Annotated in this window: 23 protein-coding genes and 2 tRNA genes; 10 read left to right on the top strand and 15 right to left on the bottom strand. The window is 71.3% G+C overall.

Annotation, left to right across the window (positions count from 1 at the left end):
- Window positions 1-26: 26 nt before the first annotated feature.
- The 3 genes from ACIGO8_RS14460 to ACIGO8_RS14450 form a co-directional block, all read right to left on the bottom strand.
- Window positions 27-671, bottom strand: a complete 645-nt coding sequence (locus ACIGO8_RS14460) for a response regulator (protein WP_399730055.1) — start codon at window positions 669-671, stop codon at window positions 27-29.
- 114 nt (window positions 672-785) lie between these two features.
- Window positions 786-2588: a sensor histidine kinase gene (locus ACIGO8_RS14455; protein WP_399730052.1), complete on the bottom strand. Its 1803-nt coding sequence runs from the start codon at window positions 2586-2588 to the stop codon at window positions 786-788.
- A 266-nt stretch (window positions 2589-2854) separates the two neighbouring features.
- Window positions 2855-2941, bottom strand: a tRNA-Leu gene (locus ACIGO8_RS14450).
- A 480-nt stretch (window positions 2942-3421) separates the two neighbouring features.
- Here ACIGO8_RS14450 and ACIGO8_RS14445 point away from each other — a divergent pair.
- From ACIGO8_RS14445 to pknB, 6 genes are all read left to right on the top strand, one after another.
- Window positions 3422-4318, top strand: coding sequence for an FhaA domain-containing protein (locus ACIGO8_RS14445; RefSeq protein ID WP_399729131.1), 897 nt, complete (start codon window positions 3422-3424; stop codon window positions 4316-4318).
- A 10-nt stretch (window positions 4319-4328) separates the two neighbouring features.
- The gene (locus tag ACIGO8_RS14440) at window positions 4329-4853 is read left to right on the top strand and encodes an FHA domain-containing protein (RefSeq protein WP_399729128.1); all 525 of its coding nucleotides are present in this window, start codon (window positions 4329-4331) and stop codon (window positions 4851-4853) included.
- A gap of 182 nt (window positions 4854-5035) precedes the next feature.
- The gene (locus ACIGO8_RS14435; RefSeq protein ID WP_399729124.1) at window positions 5036-6523 is read left to right on the top strand and encodes a Stp1/IreP family PP2C-type Ser/Thr phosphatase; all 1488 of its coding nucleotides are present in this window, start codon (window positions 5036-5038) and stop codon (window positions 6521-6523) included.
- 28 nt (window positions 6524-6551) lie between these two features.
- Entirely contained in the window at window positions 6552-7994 is a 1443-nt protein-coding gene (locus tag ACIGO8_RS14430; RefSeq protein WP_399729122.1) for an FtsW/RodA/SpoVE family cell cycle protein, read from the top strand.
- The gene (locus ACIGO8_RS14425; RefSeq protein ID WP_399729120.1) at window positions 7991-9457 is read left to right on the top strand and encodes a peptidoglycan D,D-transpeptidase FtsI family protein; all 1467 of its coding nucleotides are present in this window, start codon (window positions 7991-7993) and stop codon (window positions 9455-9457) included. The genes ACIGO8_RS14430 and ACIGO8_RS14425 overlap by 4 nt, the downstream gene beginning before the upstream one ends.
- Window positions 9458-9627: 170 nt before the next feature.
- On the top strand, window positions 9628-11583 hold the full coding sequence (gene pknB, locus ACIGO8_RS14420; RefSeq protein ID WP_399729118.1) for a Stk1 family PASTA domain-containing Ser/Thr kinase: 1956 nt from the start codon (window positions 9628-9630) through the stop codon (window positions 11581-11583).
- A 78-nt stretch (window positions 11584-11661) separates the two neighbouring features.
- Here the strand turns inward: pknB and ACIGO8_RS14415 are convergent, their stop codons facing one another.
- The 6 genes from ACIGO8_RS14415 to ACIGO8_RS14390 all read right to left on the bottom strand — a co-directional run bounded on the left by ACIGO8_RS14415 (window position 11662) and on the right by ACIGO8_RS14390 (window position 16127).
- Entirely contained in the window at window positions 11662-12339 is a 678-nt protein-coding gene (locus ACIGO8_RS14415) for a class E sortase (RefSeq protein WP_399729115.1), read from the bottom strand.
- 42 nt (window positions 12340-12381) lie between these two features.
- On the bottom strand, window positions 12382-13740 hold the full coding sequence (locus ACIGO8_RS14410; protein WP_399729112.1) for a class E sortase: 1359 nt from the start codon (window positions 13738-13740) through the stop codon (window positions 12382-12384).
- Window positions 13737-14375, bottom strand: a complete 639-nt coding sequence (locus ACIGO8_RS14405; protein WP_399729109.1) for an aminodeoxychorismate/anthranilate synthase component II — start codon at window positions 14373-14375, stop codon at window positions 13737-13739. Before ACIGO8_RS14405 ends, ACIGO8_RS14410 begins: the two co-directional genes overlap by 4 nt.
- Window positions 14372-14533: a hypothetical protein gene (locus tag ACIGO8_RS14400; protein ID WP_399729107.1), complete on the bottom strand. Its 162-nt coding sequence runs from the start codon at window positions 14531-14533 to the stop codon at window positions 14372-14374. Before ACIGO8_RS14400 ends, ACIGO8_RS14405 begins: the two co-directional genes overlap by 4 nt.
- Window positions 14534-14596: 63 nt before the next feature.
- A complete protein-coding gene (locus ACIGO8_RS14395) occupies window positions 14597-15328 on the bottom strand; it encodes a class E sortase (protein ID WP_399729105.1) in 732 nt (243 codons plus the stop codon).
- A 31-nt stretch (window positions 15329-15359) separates the two neighbouring features.
- Window positions 15360-16127, bottom strand: coding sequence for a DUF881 domain-containing protein (locus ACIGO8_RS14390; RefSeq protein ID WP_399729102.1), 768 nt, complete (start codon window positions 16125-16127; stop codon window positions 15360-15362).
- A 152-nt stretch (window positions 16128-16279) separates the two neighbouring features.
- Between ACIGO8_RS14390 and crgA the strand changes: the two genes are divergently transcribed.
- Window positions 16280-16537, top strand: coding sequence for a cell division protein CrgA (gene crgA / locus ACIGO8_RS14385; RefSeq protein ID WP_399729099.1), 258 nt, complete (start codon window positions 16280-16282; stop codon window positions 16535-16537).
- A 267-nt stretch (window positions 16538-16804) separates the two neighbouring features.
- On the opposite strand, the gene ACIGO8_RS14380 is transcribed toward crgA, so the two are convergent.
- Window positions 16805-17650 carry a rhomboid family intramembrane serine protease gene (locus ACIGO8_RS14380; RefSeq protein WP_399729096.1) on the bottom strand — a complete coding sequence of 282 codons (846 nt, stop codon included), beginning with the start codon at window positions 17648-17650 and terminating at the stop codon, window positions 16805-16807.
- 117 nt (window positions 17651-17767) lie between these two features.
- Window positions 17768-18295 carry a peptidylprolyl isomerase gene (locus ACIGO8_RS14375; protein ID WP_399729093.1) on the bottom strand — a complete coding sequence of 176 codons (528 nt, stop codon included), beginning with the start codon at window positions 18293-18295 and terminating at the stop codon, window positions 17768-17770.
- A 165-nt stretch (window positions 18296-18460) separates the two neighbouring features.
- On the opposite strand from ACIGO8_RS14375, the gene ACIGO8_RS14370 reads away from it, so the two are divergent.
- Window positions 18461-19132, top strand: coding sequence for a DUF5324 family protein (locus ACIGO8_RS14370; RefSeq protein WP_399729090.1), 672 nt, complete (start codon window positions 18461-18463; stop codon window positions 19130-19132).
- A gap of 61 nt (window positions 19133-19193) precedes the next feature.
- Here ACIGO8_RS14370 and ACIGO8_RS14365 read toward each other — a convergent pair whose 3' ends face one another.
- From ACIGO8_RS14365 to ACIGO8_RS14355, 3 genes are all read right to left on the bottom strand, one after another.
- Window positions 19194-19625, bottom strand: coding sequence for a DUF6344 domain-containing protein (locus tag ACIGO8_RS14365; RefSeq protein ID WP_399729088.1), 432 nt, complete (start codon window positions 19623-19625; stop codon window positions 19194-19196).
- Between the two features lie 154 nt (window positions 19626-19779).
- On the bottom strand, window positions 19780-21081 hold the full coding sequence (locus ACIGO8_RS14360) for an MFS transporter (RefSeq protein ID WP_399729085.1): 1302 nt from the start codon (window positions 21079-21081) through the stop codon (window positions 19780-19782).
- A 145-nt stretch (window positions 21082-21226) separates the two neighbouring features.
- Window positions 21227-21299 (bottom strand) — tRNA-Ala (locus tag ACIGO8_RS14355).
- A 132-nt stretch (window positions 21300-21431) separates the two neighbouring features.
- Between ACIGO8_RS14355 and ACIGO8_RS14350 the strand changes: the two genes are divergently transcribed.
- Together ACIGO8_RS14350 and ACIGO8_RS14345 are read left to right on the top strand one after the other, a co-directional pair.
- Entirely contained in the window at window positions 21432-21980 is a 549-nt protein-coding gene (locus ACIGO8_RS14350; protein WP_399729082.1) for a helix-turn-helix domain-containing protein, read from the top strand.
- Window positions 21981-22011: 31 nt separating this feature from the next.
- Window positions 22012-23508: a protein kinase gene (locus ACIGO8_RS14345; protein WP_399729079.1), complete on the top strand. Its 1497-nt coding sequence runs from the start codon at window positions 22012-22014 to the stop codon at window positions 23506-23508.
- Here the strand turns inward: ACIGO8_RS14345 and ACIGO8_RS14340 are convergent.
- Window positions 23495-24856, bottom strand: coding sequence for a hypothetical protein (locus ACIGO8_RS14340; RefSeq protein WP_399730049.1), 1362 nt, complete (start codon window positions 24854-24856; stop codon window positions 23495-23497). The genes ACIGO8_RS14345 and ACIGO8_RS14340 overlap by 14 nt on opposite strands.
- Window positions 24857-24916: the final 60 nt, after the last annotated feature.

Here is a 24916-nt window from a genome sequence, read left to right as displayed (position 1 = left end):
CGCCGTCCGCCGCACGCCGAGCGGGCCTACAGGCCGGCGTCGCGGGCGAGCAGCGCGGCCTGCACCCTGTTCTCGCAGCCCAGTTTGGCCAGGATCCGGCTCACGTACGTCTTCACCGTGGCCTCGCTCATGTGCAGGCGCCGCCCGGCGTCGGCGTTGGAAAGGCCCTCACCCAGCAGGGCGAGCACCTCGCGCTCCCGCTCGCTGAGCGCGGTGAGTCGGGAGCGGGCCTGCTCGGCGCGCGCCGCCTCCCGGCCCGAGGCGAGCTGTTCGACCACGTGCCGGGTGGCGGCGGGAGAGAGATACGCGTCGCCGGCCGCCGCGGCCCGCACGGCGCCGATCAGCTCAGCCGGCGCCGTGTCCTTGAGGAGGAACCCTGCCCCGCCGTGTTCGAGGGCCCGCAGCACGTTCTCCCGTTCACCGAAGGTCGTCAGCACGATCACCCGTGTCGAGGGCGCGGCCCGGCGCAGCTCCGGCAGGGCGGACAGGCCGTCGAGCACCGGCATCTGGATGTCGAGCAGCACCACGTCGGCGGCGTGCGCGCGGGCCAGGTCGACCGCCTCGCGGCCGTTCACGGCCTCGGCGACGACCTCGATCTGCGGGTCGGAGGTGAGGATCATCCGGATCCCGGCCCTGATCAGGGGCTCGTCGTCGGCGATGACGACCCTGATCCTCCTGCCCGCCGCCGCGGACCCGGCCCTCGTTCCGGCCCCGGCCCCGACCCCAGCCCCTGCCCCAGTCACAGCCACTCCCCAACGGCTACCGATACGACCGCTACGACGCGCCTAGCGCACGACGTCGTACGCCTTCTTCTCGATCAGCTTGCCGTCCTTGAAGCAGAACCGGAAAACCGGCTCCTTCTCCGGGTCCTCGCCCATGTCGGAGCTCATCAGCACCAGGCACGCGGATCCCTCGGGTTCCTTGGGGCCCTTGCCGTGGAGTCCGGTGGTGGCGATGCTGTCGCCCGAAGGGAGGCGGTCGCGGACCTCCTTCTCGCTCTGCCCGACCTTGACGGCGTCGTACTGCCCCGGGTCGATCATGCCGTCGCCCAGCGAGCCAACCATGTACCAGACGCCGAAGCCGCCCGCCACGAGCAACAGGACGAGCGCCGCGAACGCGATCCCGCATCCCACGGCTATTCCGCCGCCCGTGCTGCCCCTGCCCGCCTGCATCGCCATCGCCAGCTCCCGCTCGGTCACCGTCCAGTCGGACGGTCCGACTGCGACCCGACCACGGTGGCCGCGCCGGGGCCTCTTCGACTGCTGCCGGAAGTCGTCGGCGGCATCGACGAAAGGCGCGGCGTACGGGTTGGCCGACGGACCGGCCGGGGCGTCCGCGAACGGATCCGGGAACGGGTCCACGTACGGCGCGGCCTCGACCGCCCCGTACGGCAGGACTCCGGCGACCCGGAAGCCGCCGCCGTCCGCCGGCCCGGCGTGCACGATGCCGCCGACCAGGCGGGCCCGCTCGTGCAGTCCGGTCAGGCCCTGCCCGCCGCTGACGACGGCCTCCGGCCGCTCGGCCGTCTCCTCGTTGAGGACCTCGACGACGAAGGCGTCCGGTTCGTAGCGCACCTCGACCGTGATGGGGGCGCCCGGCGCGTGCTTGTAGGCGTTCGTGAGGCCTTCCTGGACGATCCGGTACGCGGCGTGGTCGACGGCCGGCGCGAGCGCGCGGGTCTCGCCGCTCCGGCTCAGGCCGATCGTGGTCCCGGCCGACCGCGCGGCCGCCACCAGCCCCTCGATGCCGGCGGTGCCTCGCGCCGCCCGGCCCGTCTCGTCGCCGGGCGGCACCGCCTCGCCGCCCGCCCCGTCGTCCGGGGCCTCCACACCGTCGCGGAGGATGCCGACCACCTCGCGCAGCTCGTGCATGGCGTCCATGGAGGCGTTGCGCAGCACGGCGACGACCTCCCGCTGGCGGTCGGTCAGGTTCGGGTCCACTTCGAGGGCGCCGGTGTGCACGGAGATCAGGGCCAGTTGGTGGCCAAGGCTGTCGTGCATGTCCTGGGCGATGCGCTGCCGCTCCCGCATCCTGGCCTGGCCGACGACCATGGCCCGCTCGCGCAGCAGCTGCACGTTGCGCTCCTGGAGCGCGTGCAGCAGCGTGCGGCGCTGGGTCCAGTAGCGGTTGGCGAGGCCGGGCGCGAGCGTCGTCCCCAGGAAGTACAGCGTCGAGATGAAGGCGATCGTCAGGATCCGGTTCAGGTCCCACGACTCGACGACGGTGCCCGCGATGTTGAGCACGTACGCGGCCGTGTACGCGGCCAGGGCCCGCCCGGCGCCGGCGATGTACCGCCCGGAGGACCAGCCGACGAGGATCAGCAGCGCCAGGAAGCCGGGGACGAACGGGGCGAGGAGCGAGGTGACGACGAGCACGGCCGACGGCAGCCGGCGCCGCAGCAGCGACAGCACGGCCGTGGCGAGGGCGACGGCCGGGAGGGCCGGGCCGTGGCCGCCGAGCATGTCCTGGCTTCCGGCGGCCAGCAGTGCCAGGACGAGGGCGAGCACGATCTCGCCGGCGGTCCTGCGCCGCGACCACTGCCCGGGCACCGCGAACCAGCGCCACGCGGCGCCCGGCCAGGTGCGCACCGTCCCGGCGGCCGGCCACGCACGGACGGTCCCGGTGCCCGCACCGGCGCCCGCACCGGCGGCTTCACCAGCGCCCGCACCGGCGGTCCCGATCTTCGTAGGAGCTTCCACGCCGGCACGATAGGCGCGCGGTCCGCCCGCCCGCCGTCCTCTTTCGTCGCGCAGCTCATCGACGAACGTCGACGAGGTGTGCGACGAAGCTCCCTGCGAGATACACCACAACAACGCGGAAGCCCCGTAGGTCGATGACCTACGGGGCTTCCGTCTGGTGCGCGAGGGGGGAGTTGAACCCCCACGCCCTTGCGGGCACTGGAACCTGAATCCAGCGCGTCTGCCTATTCCGCCACCCGCGCATTGGGTGATCTCCCGGCTCCCTCACCTTTTCGGTTCGTTCGCCTGGCGACATCTGAAGATTAGCACGTCGCAGACCGTGGATTCACATCCGTTCCCGCGGCCCCGGTTTCGACCCCTGTCTCGCGGACGAGGAGAGAGGAGGAGAACGAGGCCGGTGAACCAGGCCGGTGAACCAGGCCGGTGAGCGAGCCTGAGACTCAGGCCTGAGAACCAGGCCTGAGAACCAGGCCTGAGACCGAGCCGGGGAACAGGAAGAGGAAGAGGAGTGGGCGACGTGACGCGAGGGCCCCTCCTGCTCCGCTCCCGCGTGCGGGACACTGTCCGCAGGCCACCTCTACGATCCGTCTCTGACGGACCGCGGAAGGCCTGTGAGAGGTGACACTCGTCCACAGGGCAGAGAAGGGGAACCAGCCGATTTCCCGACGCGTGGATACGATCAGTAAGCAGTACCAGGACGACAACGACGGAGGAGGTGCCCCATGGGAGTCCTGAAGCGGTTCGAGCAGCGACTCGAAGGTCTGGTCAACGGCACCTTCGCCAAGGTCTTCAAGTCCGAGGTCCAGCCCGTCGAGATCGCCGGCGCGCTCCAGCGCGAGTGCGACAACAACGCGACGATCTGGAACCGCGAGCGGACGGTCGTCCCCAACGACTTCATCGTGGAGCTGAGCGCGCCGGACTACGAGCGCCTCAGCCCCTACTCGGGTCAGCTCGGCGACGAGCTCGCCGGCCTGGTCAGGGACTACGCCAAGCAGCAGCGGTACACCTTCATGGGCCCGATCAAGGTCCATCTGGAGAAGGCCGACGACCTCGACACCGGTCTGTACCGGGTGCGCAGCCGCACGCTCGCGTCGAGTACGTCACAGCCGCAGCCGCCCGCCGCCGGCCACCTCCAGCACCCGGGCCAGCATCCGGGGCAGCATCCGGGCCAGGGTCACCAGCAGCCGCCCCGCGGCGGCTACGGCTACCCGCCGGCCGGTGCCCCGCCGATGCCCGCGGCCCCGCCGCCGGGTGCCCCGGCCATGCCCGGGCACCGTCCGACGGCTCCGGCCGCCGGCCGCCCCGGCGGCCCTGCTCCGGCGCCCGCCGCCGGCGGCCAGGTCCGCCGCTGGATCGAGATCAACGGCACCCGTCACCAGATTTCCCGCCCGACCCTGGTCCTCGGCCGCAGCACCGAAGCGGACGTGAGGATCGACGATCCCGGCGTCTCGCGCCGGCACTGCGAGATCCGGACCGGAACGCCCTCGACGATCACGGATCTCGGGTCCACCAACGGCATCGTGGTGGACGGGCAGCACACCACCCGCGCTACGCTCCGCGACGGCTCGCGGATCGTCGTGGGCAGCACCACCATCGTTTACCGGCAAGCCGAAGGGTGAAGCGGGGGCAATGTCAGAGCTGACCCTGACGGTCATGCGGCTGGGTTTCCTGGCCGTTCTGTGGCTGTTCGTCATCGTGGCCGTCCAGGTCATTCGCAGCGACCTGTTCGGCACGCGGGTCACCCAGCGCGGTTCGCGCCGCCAGGAGGCGCGGTCCCAGCAGGGCGGGCGCCAGCCTGCCGCGCCCCCGCAGCAGCGGGGTGGCCAGCAGGCCGCGGGCGGCGGCCGCCAGCGCCGCGGCGCCCCGACCAAACTGGTCGTCTCGGAGGGCACCCTCACCGGCACGACGGTCGCCCTCCAGGGCCAGACCATCACGCTGGGCCGGGCGCACGACTCGACGATCGTGCTGGACGACGACTACGCCTCCAGCCGGCACGCCAGGATCTACCCGGACCGGGACGGCCAGTGGATCGTCGAGGATCTCGGGTCCACCAACGGCACGTATCTCGACCGGACCCGCCTCACCACCGCCACACCGATTCCGCTGGGCGCGCCGATCCGCATCGGCAAGACCGTCATCGAGCTTCGGAAGTAGTGCTACATCATGAGTAAGCGCGAGCGGAGCGAGCGCGGCGGGACGGTCCCCACGAAGGGCCGACCCGAGGACCGCGCGGCAGCCAGGGCAGCGGGCCAGGGCGCGTGCGGGCTCCCGACCGGAGGGTGGGCAGTGTGGCTCGAGACCGGCGGCACCCCGAGGCGCCGACAGGGCAGGTGGGCATGAGTCTGTCACTGCGTTTCGCCGCGGGCTCGCACAAGGGCATGATCCGCGAGGGCAACGAGGACTCGGGTTACGCCGGTCCGCGGCTGCTCGCGATCGCCGACGGCATGGGCGGCCAGGCCGCCGGTGAGGTGGCCTCGTCCGAGGTGATCTCCACCCTGGTGACGCTCGACGACGACGTCCCGGGCTCCGACATCCTCACCTCGCTCGGTACGGCGGTGCAGCGCGCCAACGACCAGCTGCGGATGATGGTCGAGGAGGACCCGCAGCTCGAGGGCATGGGCACCACGCTCACCGCCCTGCTGTGGACGGGCCAGCGCCTCGGCCTCGTCCACGTCGGCGACTCGCGCGCGTATCTGCTGCGCGACGGCGTCCTCACGCAGATCACGCAGGACCACACCTGGGTGCAGCGGCTCGTCGACGAGGGCCGGATCACCGAGGAGGAGGCGACCACCCATCCGCAGCGTTCGCTGCTGATGCGGGCGCTCGGCAGCGGCGACCACGTCGAGCCGGACCTGTCGATCCGCGAGGTGCGGGCCGGCGACCGCTATCTGGTCTGCTCCGACGGCCTGTCGGGCGTGGTGTCGCACCAGACGCTCGAGGAGACCCTCGCCAGCTACCAGGGCCCGCAGGAGACGGTGCAGGAGCTGATCCAGCTCGCGCTGCGCGGCGGCGGCCCGGACAACATCACGGTGATCGTCGCCGACGTCCTCGACGTCGACGGCGGCGACACCCTCGCCGGTCATCTCAGCGACACGCCGGTGATCGTCGGCGCGGTGGCCGAGAACCAGGCGCAGCTGCACGACGGCGGTGCGATGCACACGCCGGCGGGCCGCGCCTCCGGGCTCGGCCGGCCCGCGCCGCACCAGCAGCCGCCCGCGGGCGGTTTCGGCCCGCCCGGCAGCGGCGAGGACCACGGCTACGGCGGGATGCCGCCGCAGGGTTCGTTCGGCTCGTACGCGGACGAGGACTTCGTGAAGCCGCGCAAGGGTCGCAGGTGGCTGAAGCGCTCCTTCTTCCTGGTGCTGGCGATCGCCGTGGTCGGCGGCGGGCTGTACGGCGGGTACCGCTGGACGCAGACCCAGTACTACGTGGGTTCGAAGGACGACCACGTGGCGCTGTACCGGGGCATCAGCCAGGACCTGGCGTGGGTGAAGCTGTCGGAGGTCGAGACGGACCATCCCGAGATCGAACTCAAGTACCTGCCGACGTATCAGCGCAAGCAGGTCGAGGACACGATCACGAGCGGCAGCCTCGCCAAGGCGCGGACCAAGATCTCCGATCTGGCGTTGCAGGCCTCGGCCTGCAAGAAGACCGAGCAGCGCCAGAAGGCCGCCGCCGACGCCGCGGACAAGGCGAGCACGCCGCCGCCGGCCTCGGAGGGTGCCGCCGCGCCGAACCCCAAGCCCACCACAGCCGCGCCGTCCCCCGGACCGACCCTGTCGTCGGAGGAGCAGAAGCTGGCCTCGAACTGCGGCAAGCAGTAAGCAGACCCGTAGGGGGCCTTTCACCACCATGAGCGTTGTCACCAACACGACCACCATCGGCGCCATCGAGGCGCCGAGCCGCCGTAACACCGAGCTGGCGCTGCTCGCTTTCGCCGTCGCCATCCCGGTGTTCGCGTACCTGAACGTCGGTCTGGCGATCGACGGATCGGTGCCGCCGGGCATGCTCGGGTACGGGGCCGGCCTGACCCTGCTCGCGGGCGTGGCGCACCTGGTGGTGCGCAAGTTCGCCCCGTACGCGGATCCGCTGCTGCTGCCGCTGGGCACGCTGCTGAACGGGCTGGGTCTGGTACTGATCTGGCGGCTGGACCAGTCGCCGCGGCTGATCCAGCGGGCGACGAGCGCGTACGGCTCGTTCAGCCCGGACGCTCCGAAGCAGATGATGTACTCGGCGATCGGCATCGCCATGTTCGTGGGCGTGCTGCTGATCCTGAAGGATCACCGGGTGCTGCAGCGCTACACGTACATCTCGATGGCGGCGGCGCTGGTGCTGCTGCTGCTGCCGCTGGTGCCGGGCCTCGGCTCGGACGTGTTCGGCGCCAAGATCTGGATCAACGTCGCGGGTTTCTCGATCCAGCCCGGTGAGTTCGCCAAGCTGGTCCTGGCCGTGTTCTTCTCCGGCTATCTGATGGTGAAGCGGGACGCGCTGGCGCTGGCGAGCCGCCGTTTCATGGGGCTCTATCTGCCGCGTGGCCGTGACCTGGGCCCGATCGTGACGATCTGGGCGGTCAGCCTCCTCATCCTGGTCTTCGAGAACGACCTCGGTACGTCGCTGCTGTTCTTCGGCATGTTCGTGATCATGCTGTACGTGGCGACGGAGCGGACCAGCTGGATCGTGATCGGTCTGCTGATGTCCGCGGGCGGTGCGGTGGTCGTGGGTTCGACCGCCAGCCACGTGCAGTCGCGTGTGGCGGCCTGGCTCGACCCGTTCGGCTGTCTGAAGACGGCTCCCGAGGGCTCCAACATGGCCAACGCCTGTGACCAGATGACGCAGGTGCTGATGTCGTTCGGTTCCGGCGGCATCCTCGGCACGGGTCTCGGCCAGGGCAACTCGGACCTGATCGGCTTCGCCGCCAACTCCGACTTCATCTTCGCCACGGTCGGCGAGGAGCTGGGTCTGGCCGGCGTCATGGTCTTCCTGCTGCTGTACGGCCTGATCATCGAGCGCGGTGTGCGTACCGCGCTCGCGGCCCGCGACCCGTTCGGCAAGCTGCTGGCGATGGGCCTGTCGGGCGCGTTCGCGCTGCAGGTGTTCGTCGTCGCCGGCGGTGTGATGGGCCTCATCCCGCTGACCGGTATGACGATGCCGTTCCTCGCCTACGGTGGTTCGTCCGTGATCGCCAACTGGGCGCTGATCGGTGTGCTGATCCGGATCAGCGACACCGCGCGCCGTCCCGCGCCCGCCCCCGCCCCGAATCCCGACGCCGAGATGACGCAGGTGGTCCGTCCGTGAACAAGCCGCTGCGCCGAGTCGCGATCTTCTGCGGCCTGCTGGTCCTCGCCCTGCTGCTGCGCGACAACTGGCTCCAGTACGTCCGCGCCGACGAGCTGAACGCGCACCCGAAGAACAAGCGGGTCACGATCGAGCGTTACGCCAGCCAGCGCGGCAACATCATCGTCGACGGCAAGCCGATCACCGGTTCCGTCGACTCGGGCGACACCTTCTACACGTACAAGCGCACCTATGTCGACGGCAAGATGTGGGCGCCGGTGACCGGTTACGCCTCGCAGGCCTTCGACGCCAACCAGATCGAGAAGATCGAGGACGGCATCCTCACCGGCAACGACGACCGGCTGTTCTTCGACCGCACGATGGCTATGTTCACGGGCGAGAAGAAGAAGGGCGGCGACGTCGTCACGACCCTGAGCGGGGCGGCGCAGAAGGCCGCGTTCAAGGGTCTCGGCTCCAAGACGGGCGCGGTCGTCGCGATCGAGCCGTCGACCGGCAAGATCCTGGCGCTGGCCTCGACCCCGTCGTACGACCCGGGTTCCTTCGCCGGCTACCACGACAAGGACGCCAAGGCCTGGCAGGCGCTGGAGAAGGACAAGAACAAGCCGAAGCTGAACCGCGCGCTGCGCGAGATCTACCCGCCCGGTTCCGTCTTCAAGGTCGTCACGGCCGCGGCGGCGCTGGAGAGCGGCAAGGTCAAGGACATCAACGCGGCCACCGACACTCCGGAGGGCTGGAAGATCCCGCTGTCCCGGGTGCCGATGAAGAACCACGCGAACGGCTGCGCCAACGCCAGCCTGAACGAGGCGCTGCGGATCTCCTGCAACTCGGTGTTCGCGAAGCTCGGTGACGACGTCGGCCGCGACAAGATGGTCGAGATGGCCGAGAAGTTCGGTTTCAACGCCGAGCAGTTCACTCCGGTCCGCTCCGCCGCGTCCGTGTACGACAAGACCGCCGACCGCGGTGGCAACGCGCTGTCGTCGATCGGCCAGTTCAACACGGCGACCACGCCGCTGCAGATGGCGATGGTGACGGCCGCGATCGCCAACGACGGCAAGCTGATGAAGCCGTACATGATCGACGAGCTGCGGGCGCCGAACGTCGACCTGATCAAGAAGACCGAGCCGGAGGAGCTGAGCCGTCCGGTCTCGCAGGGCACCGCGCAGCAGCTGCAGGCGATGATGGAGAACGTCGTCGAGAACGGCACCGGTGCCAACGCCGATCTACACATGGACGGCGTGAAGGTCGGCGGCAAGACGGGTACGGCCCAGCACGGCGAGAAGAACTCCAAGCGGCCCTACGCGTGGTTCATCTCGTACGCGAAGACCGACCAGGGTTCGCCGGTCGCGGTCGCCGTGATCGTCGAGGACTCCGAGGGCACCGACCGCGAGGACATCAGCGGTGGCGGCCTGGCGGCGCCGATCGCCAGGGCCGTGATGAAGGCGGTGCTGAACAGCAGGAGCTGATCTTCTCGGCCGGTGGGCGGGCGAGCGGGCGGGCCGCATACCGGTCGGGTATCAGGTGGCGGTCGGCGGACGAAGCGCCCTGCCGCGGCCGGTAGCGTATGCGCGGACAGCACACACCGCCGGACCACACACGGGTGCGGTCGGGACAGACGGAGAGGGCTGGAGAAGCTATGGAAGAGCCGCGTCGCCTCGGCGGCCGGTACGAGCTGGGCTCGGTGCTCGGCCGTGGTGGCATGGCCGAGGTCTACCTCGCGCACGACACCCGGCTCGGCCGCACCGTCGCCGTGAAGACGTTGCGGGCGGACCTTGCCCGTGACCCGTCCTTCCAGGCCCGGTTCCGCCGTGAGGCCCAGTCCGCCGCCTCGCTGAACCATCCGGCGATCGTCGCCGTCTACGACACCGGCGAGGACTACGTCGACGGTGTCTCCATCCCGTACATCGTGATGGAGTACGTCGACGGGTCGACCCTGCGTGAGCTTCTTCACTCCGGGCGCAAGCTGCTGCCTGAGCGCACGCTGGAGATGACCGTCGGCATCCTGCAGGCGCTGGAGTACTCCCACCGCGCCGGGATCGTGCACCGCGACATCAAGCCGGCGAACGTCATGCTGACGCGCACCGGTCAGGTCAAGGTCATGGACTTCGGCATCGCGCGCGCCATGGGCGACGCGGGCATGACCATGACGCAGACGGCCGCGGTGATCGGCACGGCCCAGTACCTCTCGCCCGAGCAGGCCAAGGGCGAGCAGGTCGACGCCCGCTCCGACCTGTACTCCACCGGTTGCCTGCTGTACGAGCTGCTGACGGTCCGGCCGCCGTTCATCGGCGACTCGCCGGTCGCCGTCGCCTACCAGCACGTGCGCGAGGAGCCGCAGCCGCCGAGCTCCTTCGACCCCGAGATCACGCCCGAGATGGACGCCATCGTCCTGAAGGCGCTGGTCAAGGACCCCGACTACCGCTACCAGTCCGCCGACGAGATGCGCGCGGACATCGAGGCCTGCCTCGACGGCCAGCCGGTCGCGGCGACCGCCGCGATGGGCGCGGTCGCGTACGGCGGCGGCTACGGCGGTTACGCGCCGGAGGACCAGCCGACGACGGCCCTGCGCCAGGCGGACCCGGGCGGCCAGACGACGATGCTGCCGCCGATGAACCCGGACGACGGCGGCTACGGCTACGACGACCGTCCGGACCGCCGCCGCCAGAAGAAGTCGAACACCTCGACGATCCTGCTGGTGCTCGCCGGTCTGCTGGTGCTCGTGGGCGCGATCCTGATCGGCCGCTCGATCTTCGACACCAAGGACGGCGCCGAGCAGGTGCCGGTCCCGTCGTTCGTGGGCAAGTCGCTCAAGGACGCCGAAAGCCTGGCCCAGAACTCGCAGGTCAAGGTGCAGCAGTCCGGCACCGAGCGCTGTGACCAGCCGAAGGGCCTGATCTGCAGCCAGACGCCGGCGGCGGACGGCACGGCGAAGATGGACGTCGGCGAGACGATCTCGGTGGTGGTCTCCGAGGGCGCTCCGCAGGTCGAGGTCCCGGACGTCACGGACAAGTTCCAGGACAAGGCCGAGGAGCTCCTGAAGGAGAAGGGCTTCAAGGTCACCGTGGTGACGGAGGAGTCCGACCAGGAGCCCGGCCGGGTGCTCAAGCAGTCCCCGGACGGCGGCACGCCGGCGGAGAAGAACTCCGAGGTCAAGATCACCGTGGCCAAGAAGGAGAAGTCGCAGCTGCCTGACGTCACCGGCCGCAGCTACGACGTCGCCGTCCAGCAGCTCCAGACGCTCGGCTTCAGCAATGTCGCGCGGCAGGACGTGGACTCCGACCAGCCCGCCGGCACGGTCATCGGCCAGACGCCGAACGGCCAGACCGACCAGGCCAAGGACGTCCAGATCACGCTGAAGGTCTCCAAGGGCCCGCAGCAGACGCAGCAGCCGGTCCCGCCGGTCACGGGCATGACCGTCGACCAGGCCCGGGCGACCCTCGCGGCCTTCGGCTACCAGCTCGGCACCGTGGACGGCCCGAACGGCGGCGACGCCCGCGTCAAGGAGCAGGACCCGCAGCCCGGCACGCCGGGCCAGCCGAACCAGGTCGTCAACGTGAAGACCGAGAAGAACGGCGGCGGCTGGTTCAACTGACGGCCCCGCCCGTCACCGACGCAGGTAAGCCCCGGCATCCAGGATGCCGGGGCTTACATGTGCGCTGCTTCGTCCGGGTCAGCGCAGCTCCGCCGGCGGGGTGCGGCGGGCGTCGACCTTCTCGGTGCGGGCGAGCTCGCCCCAGACGATGAAGCGGTAGTCCGAGGTGTACATCGGGGTGCAGGTCGTCAGGGTGATGTAGCGGCCCGGCTTGGTCCTGCCGGACTCCTTGGGGACCGGCTGGAGGACGTCCACGTTGTACTTGGTGGTCTCCGGGAGGGTCTTGTAGACCTTGTAGACGTACCAGGTGTCCCTGGTCTCGAAGACGATCGGATCACCGGTCTTCAACTTGTGGATGTTGTGGAACTTCGCGCCGTGCCCGTCGCGGTGGGCGGCGAGCGTGAAGTTGCCCCGCTTGTCCTGCGGCAGGGCGGACCTGACGGGCTCCGTGTAGTAGCCGGCGACGCCGCCGTTGAGGATCTCGGTGTCGGTGCCCTTCTTCACGAGCACCTCGCCGCCGCCGAAGGCCGGCACGTGCAGGAAGCCGATGCCGTCCTTGGTGTCGAGCGCGCCGGGGCCGCTGCCGGCCCAGTGGTCACGGACCTGGTCGCCTTCCTTGTCGGCGGCCCGGTCGGCGAGGACGTTCGTCCACCACAGCGAGTAGACGACGAAGAGGCCGAGCACCAGGCCCGCGGTGATGAGGAGTTCGCCGAAGACGCTGATGATCCCGGCGATCCGGTTGCGCGCACGTGCCACTAGGTCTTCCCGTCCGAAGGTGGGTGGTCTCGGTACCGGGGATCAGCCTACGAGCGCCTCGGGCTTTCCCTTGCTGCGCGGGCGTTCCTCGACGAGCTTTCCCCACACGATCATGCGGTACGTGCTCGTGAACTCGGGCGTGCAGGTGGTCAGCGTGATGTAGCGGCCGGGCCCGGTGAAACCGGAGGCCTTCGGCACGGGGTCGATGACCGACACGTTGGACGGCGAGGTCTGCGGGAGGATGCTCGTCATCTCGTACGTGTAGTAGGCGTCCCCGGTCTCGACGACGATCGGGTCGCCCGGCTGGAGCCGGTTGATGTACCGGAACGGTTCGCCGTGGGTGTTGCGGTGGCCGGCGACGGCGAAGTTGCCCTGCTTGTCGGAGGGCATGGCCGTCTTCAGCTTGCCCTCGCCGTAGTGGCCCACCATGCCCTTGTCGAGGACCTTCGTCTTGCTGATGCCCTCGGCGACGGGCACGACGACGTCGAGCTTGGGGATGTACATGATGGCGAAGCCCTTGCCGGGCTCGAAGGCCTCGGGCGCGCTGTCCTCGTGGGTCCAGGAGTTCTCGATCTCCTCCTTGGCCTTGTCGGTCTCCTGCCCGGCGCGGACGTTGGTCCACCACAGCTGGTAGGTGACGAAGAGCAGCATGACGACGCCGAAGGTGATGAACAGCTCGCCGACGACACGGCTGAGGACGACGCCGACGCTGTCCTTGGCGGCGCGGGCGGCGCGGCGGGCCTCGACCCGGGAGAGCGGCGCGGCGGGCGAGGGCGGGGCGGCCGGCTCGGGCGCGGTGCCTCGTCCCTTGCGCCGGGCGGCGCGGCGGCGCTCGGCCCGGCCGGGGCCGGGCAGCGGCGTGGTCCCGGAGGCGGCCGGGCTCTCCTCGACGCTGCGCAGGGCCATGGTCTCGTCGTCGGGCACGGTGACCGGCCCGGCACCGGGCGGGCCGCCGGGACCGGCGTCCGGGCCGGCGACCGGGCTCGCGACCGTCGGCCCTGCCTCGTAGGAGTCGTACGTCTCTCCGTACGCGGGCCCGTAGGCCGAGGCCGCCTCGGGGGCAGGCCCGGGGGCCGGTGCGTAGGCCGCCGGGTCGTACGGCGCCTGGTAGGCCTCGTACGGCGTCGGGGACGGCTGGGCAGGCTCGTACGGCGTCGGGGACGGCTGCGCGGGCTCGTAGGGCGCGGGGGACGGCTGCGCGGGCTCGTAGGGCGCGGGGGCTGGCTGGGCGGGCTCGTACGGCGCGGGGGCTGGCTGGGCGGGCTCGTAGCCGCCCGGGCCGGGTATCGGCTCGTAGACGGCCGTCTCGGCCTCGTCACGGGGCTGCGGAGGCCGGGGCTCGTGTTCCGGCTCCCCCTCCGGCAGGCTCGCCGCCCGGAACCACGGCGACCCGCTCGTCACGCGACGGCCTTGCCCACCACCGGCGCGAGTCCCTCCGACCGCGCGACCGCTCCCTTGTCGCCGCACCGCTCCAGCCAGTTGGCGAGCATGAGGTGGCCGTGCTCGGTGAGCACGGACTCGGGGTGGAACTGCACGCCCTCCACGGCCAGTTCGCGGTGGCGCAGCCCCATGATGATGCCGTCCTCGGTGCGCGCGGTGACCTCCAGCTCGGCCGGCAGGGCGGCCGGCTCGGCGGCCAGCGAGTGGTAGCGGGTGGCGGTGAACGGCGAGGGCAGGCCGGCGAAGACGCCCTTGCCCTCGTGGGTGACGAGGGAGGTCTTGCCGTGCAGCAGCTCGGGCGCGCGGTCGACGACACCGCCGTAGGCGACGGCCATGGACTGCATGCCGAGGCAGACGCCGAAGACGGGCACGCCGGTCGCGGCGCAGTGGCGCACCATGTCGATGCAGACACCGGCCTGTTCGGGCGCGCCGGGGCCGGGCGACAGGAGGACGCCGTCGAAGCCGTCCTGGGCGTGGCTCAGCTCCACCTCGTCGTTGCGGAGCACCTCGCACTCGGCGCCGAGCTGGTAGAGGTACTGAACGAGGTTGAAGACGAAGCTGTCGTAGTTGTCGACGACGAGAATTCGTGCGCTCACTGGCCGTCCACCGTCACATCGTTGAACGGAAGCAGCGGCTCCGCCCAGGGGAACACGTACTGGAAGAGGACGTAGACGACCGCGAGGACCATCACGACCGAGATGATCGCCTTCAGCCAGGCGTTCCCCGGCAGATGCCGCCAGATCCATCCGTACATGACGTCCGCTGCCCCTTCCGTTCGTTACGGCACCAGAGTACGGGTCGCCGGGGCGGTCGGGGGTCAGCTGTCCAAAGCCTGTGGACGGCCGGCCGTGACGGGCCGGGTGGCGTCCAGATGCGCCCAGACGATCAGCCGGTGGCTGCTGCCCCACTCGGGGTCGCAGGTGGTGAGGGTGAGATAGCGGCCGGGGCCCTGATAGCCGGACTTGCGCGGGACGGGGTCGACGACGGCGACGTCGGTGGGCACGGTCCGGTAGGGCGCGCGGTCGATCCGGTACGTGTACCAGGTCGTCCCGTCGGTGAGGACGACGGCGTCACCCGGGCGCAGCCGGGGGAAGTCCTTGAACGGGTCTCCGTACGTGCGGCGGTGGCCGGCGACGGCGAAGTTTCCGGTCTCGCCGAGGCGGGCGGTGCCGGTGTAGTGGCCGAGGCCCTTCTTGAGGGTGCCGGCGCCGGTGCCCTCCAGGACGGGCCACTCCCAGCTCTTGCCGAGGCGGGGCACGTACATGACGGCGAAGCCCTTGCCGGGGCTGTACGGGGTGGGGCGCGGGCCCGGCGTGGCGCGCGGTGCGCCGGCGGTCCCGGTCCCGCTCCCGGCTGTGGTCCCGGTCCCGGGAGCGGGCTCGACGGGCCGGTCCACCCATTCCCGCTGGAGGAGGTCGAGCTGGCCGGCGGTGGCGCCTTGGGCCTGCACGCCCGTCCAGTACATGACGTACACGACGAAGAGGACGATCAGGGCGCCGACGGTGATGCACAGCTCGCTGAGGCTGCGTACGACCAGTCGCACCGTCACGGACCCGGCTCCCCTCCCGGTCAGCGCATGCTCAGCCCACAGGCTTGGCGTAGTGGAGGTCCACTGTGCCCGAGTAGCCGGGCAGAGTCACCGCCCTGTGCTCGTCGACTTTCCAGCCGAGGCCGTAGGCCTTCACGTACAGCCGGTAGTTCTGGATCGCGGGGGAGTCGGCGAGGGCCTTGGTGAGCCGGTCGCGGTCACCGACAGCGGTGATCCTGTAGGGCGGCGAGTAGACGCGGCCCTGGAGGATCAGGGTGTTGCCGACGCAGCGCACGGCGCTGGTGGAGATGAGCCGCTGGTCCATGACCTTGATGCCCTCGGCGCCGCCCTGCCACAGGGCGTTGACGACGGCCTGGAGGTCCTGCTGGTGGATGACCAGGTCGTTGGCCTGGGGCTCGGGGTAGCCGGGCGCGGCCTGCGCGTTCGGCGGGGCGTCGTTGAGGGTGACGGTGACGCCGGGGCCCTTGGTCTCGGTGGTGCCGGCGGCGGTCTCCAGGGCGCGCAGCCGCTGGTCCTGGGCCTCGGTGGAGCCGTCGTCACGGGCGGCGAGGGAGTCGACCTGGCGGCGCAGGCCGGCGGCGGACTCGTCGAGGACGGCGTTCTTGTGGCTGCGTTCCTGGATCAGGTCGGAGAGCCGCAGGAGCGAGGCGTCGGTGCGGAGGTTGGTGCCCTTGGCGGTGTTGAAGCTGGTGACGAAGATCAGCCCGGCCAGCGCGAAGACGGCAGCGGTGAGCACCCGGACCGGGCGCCACCTGAGGCTTCGGCCCGGCTCTGCGGGAGTGTCGGCGGAATTGCTCAACGTACCCTGATCCCCTTCGGTGCCGCGGAACCACTACGCTAACGGACGCCCGGGGGACGCAGCGGTCCTGTGTGTCACATCCCGTACGTCTCGTCCCGGCGCCAGCCCAGTTCCCTGCGCGGTCACGCAGCGCATCGACAGGAGAGTCCCTCGTGCCGAAGTCACGGATCCGCAAGAAGGCCGACTACACGCCGCCGCCCGCCACCAAGCAGGCCGCGTCCCTCAAGCTGTCCAACCGCAGCTGGGTGGCGCCGCTGATGCTGGCGCTGTTCGCGATCGGGCTCGTGTGGATCGTGGTCTTCTACGTCACCGACGGCACGCTGCCGCTCAAGTCCCTCAGCAACTGGAACATCGTGGTCGGCTTCGGTTTCATCGCCGCCGGCTTCGGTGTGTCCACGCAGTGGAAGTGACCGGGCAAGCTCTGCCCTGAGTTATCCACAGTGTTGTGCACAGCACTGGATAACTTACGAAGATCTGTGGATAACTCCCACGGTGTTGACGCCGGTACGACCGCGAGAACGCCTGTGCGGGAACACTTCGCCCCTCTCCTCCGACAGAGAACGCCTGGTCGGAGGCGGGGGGCGTGGTCATGTCCACACCAGCGTGGCAAGGCCACCACACACTGTGGATAACTCTGGGGAAAGCTTCCCCTGAAGCTCGTCCACAGCCCTGTGCGCTCAGGTGAGCACGGCGCTGCGGCCCAGCACGATCCCCAGATCCACGAGCAGCATCAGCCCGCAGACCGCGTACTGGGCGAGGTCGCGCCGGGCCCGCGGCGCGTGCACCAGGCCGTACGTCACCACCGCGCCCGCCACCAGTCCGCCGATGTGCGCCTCCCAGGACACCCCGGGCCGCGCGAACGTGAACACCAGCGAGATCGCCACGAACAGCAGCACCGGCCGCATGTCGTAGCGACGGCGCCGGGCGAGCACCACCCAGGAGCCGATCAGGCCGTAGACGATGCCCGACGCGCCGAGCGAGGCCTGGTTCGGGGCGTCGAGCAGATAGACGAGCGCCGAGCCGGAGAGTCCGGAGAGCAGGCACAGGACGGCGTAACGGATCCGGCCGAGCTCCGGCTCGACGATCCCGCCGATCACCCACAGACCGAGCATGTTGAAGACGAAGTGCGCGGCCTCCTGGTGCAGGAAGGCCGAGGTGATCAGCCGGTACCACTCGCCGTCCGCGACGCCGACCACCTCGCCGAGCAGCGGGTTGTAGGCGTAGCCGATCATGACCAGCTCGTCGACGAACCGGTCGCCGGCCACCTGGGCGGCGATGAACAGCGCGAGGTTCACCGCGATCAGGATCTTGGTGACGAAGCGCCCGTCCTTCGCGACCCGGCCACCCGCGAGGGTCCGCGGCTGGTTGGCGTCCGGGGCGTGGCCCGTGCCCGAGCCGTTCCGGACGCAGTCGGGGCACTGGAAACCGACGGACGCGGGGATCATGCACTTCGGGCAGATCGGCTTCTCGCAGCGGGTGCAGCGGATGCCGGTCTCGACGTCCGGGTGCCGATAGCAGTGCATGAGTTCCTCCGAGGACGGTCGGCGAGCACGGATCAGCACATCGCCCCGCCCTCCTGACGGACGGGCGGGGCGCGAAGGTTCCCGGGGCGCGCCACCCGAACGGGCGACCGGCCGGGGTCAGCGGCTCTCGATCACGACGCTCTCGACGACGACGTCCTCGACCGGGCGCTCCGTGCGCGGGTTGGTCTCCACGGCGGCGATCGCGTCCACGACCTTCTTGCTCGCCTCGCCGACGACCTGGCCGAAGATCGTGTGCTTGCGGTTGAGCCAGGTCGTCGCGCCGACCGTGATGAAGAACTGCGAGCCGTTGGTGCCCGGCCCGGCGTTGGCCATCGCGAGCAGATAGGGCTTGTCGAAGAAGAGCTCGGGGTGGAACTCGTCGGCGAACTCGTAGCCCGGGCCGCCCGTGCCGTTGCCCAGCGGGTCGCCGCCCTGGATCATGAAGCCCTTGATCACGCGGTGGAAGACCGTGCCGTCGTAGAGCGGCGCCTTCGACACCTCGCCGGTCGCCGGGTGGGTCCACTCGCGCTCGCCGCGCGCCAGCTCGACGAAGTTCCTGACCGTCTTCGGAGCGTGGAACGGCAGCAGCCGGATCTCGATGTCACCCTGGCTGGTCTTCAGAGTCGCGTACAGCTGATCGGCCACGATCCGCCCTTCTCACATGTCGGCACGGCGCGCTCGCACCGGCACGTCCGATCCTCGCATGCCCCGGATGCCCGCCCCGCATGCCGGAGCGTGGTCGGACAGGCATGATTCCGAAGAGGATGGAAAGGTGAAAAACCGACATCGCCACCGAGGAGGAGGAATCCCGTGACCCGCATGGACAGCGTGCGCGCCGCGACAGGTTCGGCGAAGGAGAGCGTCCTGCACGCCGCGGAAGTGGTGGCGCCGTACGCCGGCACGGCCCGTGACCAGGCCGTTCACTATGCACACGAGGCGCGCTGCAAGCTCGCCCCGAAAGTCTCGAAGGCCGCTTCGCAGGCCCGTGTTCAGGCACGTCAGCAGTACGACACCCTGGTCGCACCCCATGTGCCACCGCGGGTCGACGAGGCCGCTCAGCGTGCCGCGGCCATGACCCGCAAGGCCGCCCGTCAGGCGACCGACTACACCGTTCCGCGTGTCGAGCACGCGGTCGCGGTGACCGGTCCCGTCCTGGAGGAGGCCGGATCGCGTTCGACCGCCGCCTGGGCCGCGCTGCGCGGACAGGTGACGCCGAAGGACGTTCAGAAGATCGTGAGGAAGCACCAGCGGCGGGCCAGGGCCGGTCGCCTCGCCAAGGGACTCGTCATCCTCGGCGTGGTCGTCGGCGGCGCGTTCGCCGCGTGGAAGTGGTGGGACAAGCAGGCCAACCCCGACTGGCTGGTCGAACCGCCCGCTCCCACCGAGGTGGACGAGGAGACGGCGGTGTCGTCCCTCGATCCCGAGGTGGTGGCCAAGGAGGCCGAGGCGGAGGCCACGGACCGCGACGAAGGCCGTCGCTGATCATCGGCCGGTCGCTCTACGGGGTACGGGCACAGGGCGCGGCGGAATCCTCCGCCGCGCCCTAGACGGCCTGCGCGGCCTTCGTGGCGCCGACGGCCTCACCGGCGCCGGCCGTCGTGGCGGCGGTCTTCGTGGTGAGCGCGGGGCCCGTCAGGTCGGCCGGGGCGTCCAGGGCGGCCGGGGCGTCGGCGCGCAGGTGGCGTACGGACGGGGAGGAACCGTGCGCCTCGGCGCTGATGCGCTGCTTGATGGTGGGCGGCAGGGCGCGGTCCCGCGCCGCGTTCCAGCGCGGTGCGCTCCGCTGTGCCGGTACGGAGACGGCGGGACGCGCGGCGATGGCCTCGGGCGCACCGGCGGCGGCCGGCTCCTCGCCCTGGCGGAGGGCGGGCGCGGCGGCGGCGGTGGCGGGAGACGCCAGGCCGAGGGAGGCGAAGAGGGCGAAGAGGACGGAGACGAAGGCGGTCCAGATCTGCTTGACCTTGGCGGTGGCCATGACCTCTCACTTTCGTGACGTTGCGGGCGTTCTCGAATGGTTCATTTCGGATTGCGCGTTTTTCGTACCTTCCTCATGATGGGGACGCGCATCCGCGATCCCGGGAGGCACGCAGCCGCCGTGCAGTTCTTCCGATGAACACCACCCGTCCGGCTCAGCAGGACTTGACCGTCTCCTCCGCCGCCGGCTTCTCCGCCACGGGCTTCTCGGCCACGGGCTTCTCGGCCGCCGGTACCGCGGCCGCCGCGGCGCGGGAGCGCTCCGCCCAGCGCACCGCGGGTCCGGTCGCGAGCCCGGCGGCCACGAAGATCCCGCCGAGGACGAGCCAGCCCGCCACGCCCCAGCCGATCAGCAGCGTGGTGACGAGCAGCGGCCCCAGGGTCCTCGCGACCGGCACGCCCGTGCCGTAGAAGCCCTGGTACTGGCCGATCCGATCGGCCGGCGCGAGCGCGAAGCCGATCTGCCACGAGCCCGCGGAGTGGCGCATCTCGGCGATCACCTGGAGCACGGCGCCCAGGACCAGGACCGCGACCGTCGGCCAGGTCCCGAAGCCGGCCGCCGTCGCCGCGAACACCGCGCAGGAGGCGAGCATCACGAAGCCGGCGCGGCCCACCGCCCGGGTGGCCTCGGGCAGCCCGGTCACCGCACGGGCGGCCCGTACCTGAAAGAGCATCACCGCACCGGTGTTGAGCACGAAGAGCGCCGAGACCGTCCAGCCGGGCGCCGCCGTCCGCTCCACGATCCACAGCGGCAGGGCCAGGCTGAGCAGCGGCAGCCGGAGCAGCAGCAGCGCGTTGAGGACGGTCAGCACGGCGTACGGGCGGTCGCGCAGCACCACGAGCCGCGGCTCGCCGCCGGCCGGAGCCGGGGCGCCGGGCAGCGCCGGAAGCCCGCGCAGCACCAAGGCGCAGACCAGGAAGCCGAGCGCGTCCAGGGCGAGGACGGCGAGATAGGCGGTGCGGGTCCCGGCGCTGAGGGCGAGGCCGCCGAGCGCGGCGCCCACGGCGAGGCCGGCGTTGAGCGTGGCCTGGAGCCTGGCCAGTGTGCCGACCCGCTCGGCCGGCTCGACGAGGCCCGCGAGCAGGGCCTGGCGGGCGGCGGCCAGCCCGCTCTGGGCGGTGGCGTAGACGGCGGCGGCGAGCAGGAAGGGCACGAAGGAACGGATGAGGAGGAAGGAGGCGACGGCCGCCGAGGTCGCGAGCGCGAGCAGGACGGCGCTGCCGCGCGCCCCGCGCCGGTCGGCGAGGTGCCCGAGCGGCACGCCGGCGAGCGAGCCGATGCCCCAGGCCACGGCGAGCCCGGCGCCGATCTGCGGGGCGGACAGGCCGACGATCCGGGAGAAGTAGAGGGCGGAGGTCACATAGAAGGCTCCGTCGCCGACGGAGTTGCCGAGCTGGGCGGCCAGCAGCGCCCGCCGGACCGTCCCCGGGTCCACCTTCGTCTTCGTCTTCGTCATGCACACGACGTTATGGCGGGGTGGCCCATGGCCTCTGGTCCATTCCGGCACGGTGGCACTGGGCCAATCCGCCGGCCCGCGCCACCCTTCGCACGAAAAAGCTCCCTGCCCGCGTTTCCGCAGGTCAGGGAGCCTCTTTCCGGAGTGGAGCCTAGGGGAGTCGAACCCCTGACATCTGCCATGCAAAGACAGCGCTCTACCAACTGAGCTAAGGCCCCGGAACGACAACAGAGTACCGGGTCACCCCCCGTATCCCGCAAAAGGATTGGGACTCCCCGTAAACGACCACCCTCCGTAAGATGCTGATCGGGGTTCGCAGTGGCGAACCCAAGGGATGGGGAGAAGTAGTAATGGATACAGCGCAGCAGGAAGCCACGGCCAGAGCCCGCGAGCTTCAGCGCAGTTGGTACGGGGAGCCGTTGGGGGCGCTCTTCCGTCGGCTGATCGACGATCTCGGGCTGAATCAGGCCAGGCTGGCGGCCGTGCTCGGGCTCTCGGCACCCATGCTCTCCCAGCTGATGAGCGGCCAGCGGGCAAAGATCGGCAATCCCGCTGTCGTCCAGCGCGTCCAGGCCCTCCAGGAGCTCGCCGGCCAGGTCGCCGACGGCAGCGTCAGCGCCGCCGAGGCCACCGACCGGATGGACGAGATCAAGAAGTCCCAGGGCGGCTCCGTCCTGACCGCCGGCAGCCAGACCACGACCAGCAGCGGCGCGCCCACCGTGCGCCGGGTCGTCCGCGAGATCCAGTCCCTGCTGCGTTCCGTGGCCGCGGCCGGCGACATCATCGACGCGGCCGACTCCCTCGCGCCCGCACACCCCGAACTGGCAGAGTTCCTCCGGGTGTACGGCGCCGGGCGGACCGCCGACGCGGTCGCCCACTACGAGTCGCACCAGAACTAGACCGGCACGAGGGGGAGCGGGGCGCGGCGCCATGGGTGAGGTCTTCGCTGGTCGGTACGAGCTGATCGACCCGATCGGCCGCGGCGGGGTCGGCGCGGTCTGGCGCGCCTGGGACCACCGGCGGCGCCGCTATGTGGCGGCCAAGGTGCTCCAGCAGAGCGACGCCCACACCCTGCTCCGCTTCGTCCGGGAGCAGGCGCTCAGGATCGACCACCCGCACGTCCTCGCCCCGGCCAGCTGGGCCGCGGACGACGACAAGGTCCTCTTCACCATGGACCTCGTGGCGGGCGGTTCCCTGGCGCATGTGATCGGGGACTACGGCGCGCTGCCGCCCCGCTTCGTGTGCACCCTGCTCGACCAGCTGCTGTCCGGTCTCGCCGCGGTGCACGCGGAGGGGGTCGTGCACCGCGACATCAAGCCGGCCAACATCCTGCTCGAGGTCACCGGCACCGGGCGGCCGCACCTGCGGCTGTCCGACTTCGGCATCTCGATGCGCAAGGGCGAGCCCCGCCTCACCGAGACCAACTACGTGATGGGGACGCCCGGTTACTTCGCGCCCGAGCAACTGATGGGTGCCGAGCCCGACTTCACGGCCGACCTCTTCGCGGTCGGCCTGGTCGGGCTCTATCTGCTCCAGGGCCGCAAGCCGGACTCCCAGGCCCTGGTGGAGTACTTCAGGGCCAACGGCACCCCGGGCGCCCCGCAGGGCATCGCGGAGCCGCTGTGGCAGGTCCTGGCCGGTCTGCTCCAGCCCGACCCGCAGGCCCGGTTCCGTACGGCCACGGGCGCGCGGAAGGCGCTGCACGCGGCGGTCGAACTGCTGCCGCCGGCCGGGCCCGACGAGGAGCCGGTCGAGATCTTCGACCAGATCGGCCCGCTGCCCGCCGGCTTCGGCCCGGCCGGCCCCGGCGACACCGGCGGCCCTGGCGACACCGGCGTGCCGGGCGGCCCGGGTGCCGAGCGAGCGACGCACCCGGCCCGGCCCGAGGAACAGGCCCGGCCCGAACAGCCCCAGCAGCAGGCGCAGCCCGCCCAGCAGACCCACCGTCAGAGCCGGCCGAACCCGTCGACCTCGTCGGTCCCTTCGGACCCGTCGGAGCCGCCGACACCCTCGGACCAGTCGAGCCGGCCAGGCCCTTCCGGTCCCTCCAGCCCCTCCAGCCCTTCCGGTCCGTCGAGCGCGTCCGGGCCCTCGGACCCGTCCCGTACCGGCAGCTTCCACCTGCCGCCTCCGGCGCCGCCGGCGGCCCCGGCCGCCGCCCGGACGCCCACCCAGCGGGTCGCCCCACCGCTCCCGGGCCCCTCGGTCCCGGTCTCCACCCCGGCTCCCCCGCATGTCCCCGCCTCCCTCGCCCAGGCCCCCACGGCCGCGGTGCCGCACGAGCAGTTCTCTACTCGTCCATACACCGCTCAGGCCGTTCAGGTTCCCGCCCGGCGCCCGGGACCACCCGCGAAGGTGGCGATCCCGGTGCTCCTCACCGCGGCCGTCTGCTTCGCCGTGGGCATCTGGGCGCTCATCCAGGCGTAGGCCCGCCGCCCGCGCCCGTCGCCGCCCGGCGGGCGAGCAGCCACCAGGCGCCGAGCCCGAGGACCAGGACCGTGCCGAGGCCGATCCCGGCGAACCCGACCGTCCGCCAGGTGCCGCTCGCGACCTCCGTGGCCGCCGTCGCGGACCCGCGCGCGCCGCTGGCCGCCGCGTCCCGGTCGGCCTCGCTGACGGCGAAGGGCCCCGGCGACCCGTCGTACGCGGGCGGCGCCTTCGGCTGCCCGGTCACGTCGATCCGTACCGTCATCGGCAGCGGCTTGTCCCCGTACGCCGTGGCGACCTCCGGGCTGAGCGTGGCCGACACGTAGTACCAGCCCGCGAAGCGCAGCGCGCTCGTGGCGCCGTTCGAGGAGAAGCGGTTCTCGAAGGCCACCGGCCGGTACGGCTCCAGGCTCACGGTGGCGGGTTGGCCGTCGTAGTTCAGGGTGTTCCGGTCGACGTGGCCGCCGGCCGGGTTGGCGAGCGAGAGGACGAGCGCGTTGCCGATGTACGTGTCGCTCACCGGGCTGCTGCCGAGCTGGGCGCCGGCGAAGATCTGCTGTCCCCAGTCGACCGGCACCCGGTAGAACACCGTCTGGCCGGGCCGGATGTCCGTCCGCCACTCGCCCGGCTTCAGCGCGGTCGCGCCGTGGAAGCCGGCGCCGCCGTCCCGTCGATTCGGGCCGCCGGTGGGCGGCGCGGGCGTGCCGGAGGGCCAGTTCTCGGGCAGCGCCGTCGGGCCGGTCGTCCGCACGCCCGGCTCGGTGAGGTGAAGGATCTCCAGGTCCCAGTCCCCGGCGTCGGCCCCGGGGCTCGACGTCCGTTCGACCAGGACGTAGTAGGCCCCGGCCGCCTGGCAGGTGGTGCTGCCCGGCTCGATCGTCCGGTCGGCGTAGGCGGTGAGGGGCCGGGCGACCTCGGAGGCGCCGAAGTTCACGTCCTGGTAGCCGCATCGGGCGCCGGAGGCGTCCTGCAGGGTGACCTTGACGCCGTCGCCGTACCCGACCGCGGCCGTGGCCGCCCTGGGAATCGCCACGACCGAGACGTAGGCGTTCTGCTGGGCGTCGAGGTCGACGCGGTAGTAGAGCTTGCCGTCCTTCTTGATGGCGTCGCGATAGCTCTGCCCGGGCGTCAACAGCTCGGCGTCCAGGTTGGAGACGGCGCCCTTCACCCGCCGGGCGCTGCCGTCGAAGGCGTAGCCGACGTCCGTGCCGGCCCCGTCGGCCGCCCACGCCGTGCCCGGCAGCAGGGCGGCCACGCAGACCGCCGCGGCCAGCGACCCGGCCGTCCGCGCTGCCGCCGTACGCCCTCCTGCCGTGCGTCCGGCACCCCGTTGCCTCGTCACGCTCATCCCCTCGTCGAGTCCGTGCCGGGCCATCCTGCCCGCCCGGCCGGCCGAGACCCTACAGAT

The sequence above is a fragment of the Streptomyces sp. NPDC053493 genome (genome assembly GCF_044544825.1).
Taxonomy (GTDB): Bacteria; Actinomycetota; Actinomycetes; order Streptomycetales; family Streptomycetaceae; genus Streptomyces.
Note: the sequence above shows the minus strand (reverse complement) of the source record. Positions and strands in the feature narration are given on the sequence as shown.

What these genes read in the sequence shown, in the direction of transcription:
- ACIGO8_RS14445 (WP_399729131.1), top strand. Translation starts at nt 3,422, where the DNA reads ATGGGAGTCCTGAAGCGGTTCGAGCAGCGACTCGAAGGTCTGGTCAAC.
- ACIGO8_RS14440 (WP_399729128.1), top strand. Translation starts at nt 4,329, where the DNA reads ATGTCAGAGCTGACCCTGACGGTCATGCGGCTGGGTTTCCTGGCCGTT.
- ACIGO8_RS14435 (WP_399729124.1), top strand. Translation starts at nt 5,036, where the DNA reads ATGAGTCTGTCACTGCGTTTCGCCGCGGGCTCGCACAAGGGCATGATC.
- ACIGO8_RS14430 (WP_399729122.1), top strand. Translation starts at nt 6,552, where the DNA reads ATGAGCGTTGTCACCAACACGACCACCATCGGCGCCATCGAGGCGCCG.
- pknB (WP_399729118.1), top strand. Translation starts at nt 9,628, where the DNA reads ATGGAAGAGCCGCGTCGCCTCGGCGGCCGGTACGAGCTGGGCTCGGTG.
- ACIGO8_RS14400 (WP_399729107.1), bottom strand. Translation starts at nt 14,533, where the DNA reads ATGTACGGATGGATCTGGCGGCATCTGCCGGGGAACGCCTGGCTGAAG.
- ACIGO8_RS14380 (WP_399729096.1), bottom strand. Translation starts at nt 17,650, where the DNA reads ATGCACTGCTATCGGCACCCGGACGTCGAGACCGGCATCCGCTGCACC.
- ACIGO8_RS14365 (WP_399729088.1), bottom strand. Translation starts at nt 19,625, where the DNA reads ATGGCCACCGCCAAGGTCAAGCAGATCTGGACCGCCTTCGTCTCCGTC.
- ACIGO8_RS14360 (WP_399729085.1), bottom strand. Translation starts at nt 21,081, where the DNA reads ATGACGAAGACGAAGACGAAGGTGGACCCGGGGACGGTCCGGCGGGCG.
- ACIGO8_RS14350 (WP_399729082.1), top strand. Translation starts at nt 21,432, where the DNA reads ATGGATACAGCGCAGCAGGAAGCCACGGCCAGAGCCCGCGAGCTTCAG.
- ACIGO8_RS14345 (WP_399729079.1), top strand. Translation starts at nt 22,012, where the DNA reads ATGGGTGAGGTCTTCGCTGGTCGGTACGAGCTGATCGACCCGATCGGC.
- ACIGO8_RS14340 (WP_399730049.1), bottom strand. Translation starts at nt 24,856, where the DNA reads ATGAGCGTGACGAGGCAACGGGGTGCCGGACGCACGGCAGGAGGGCGT.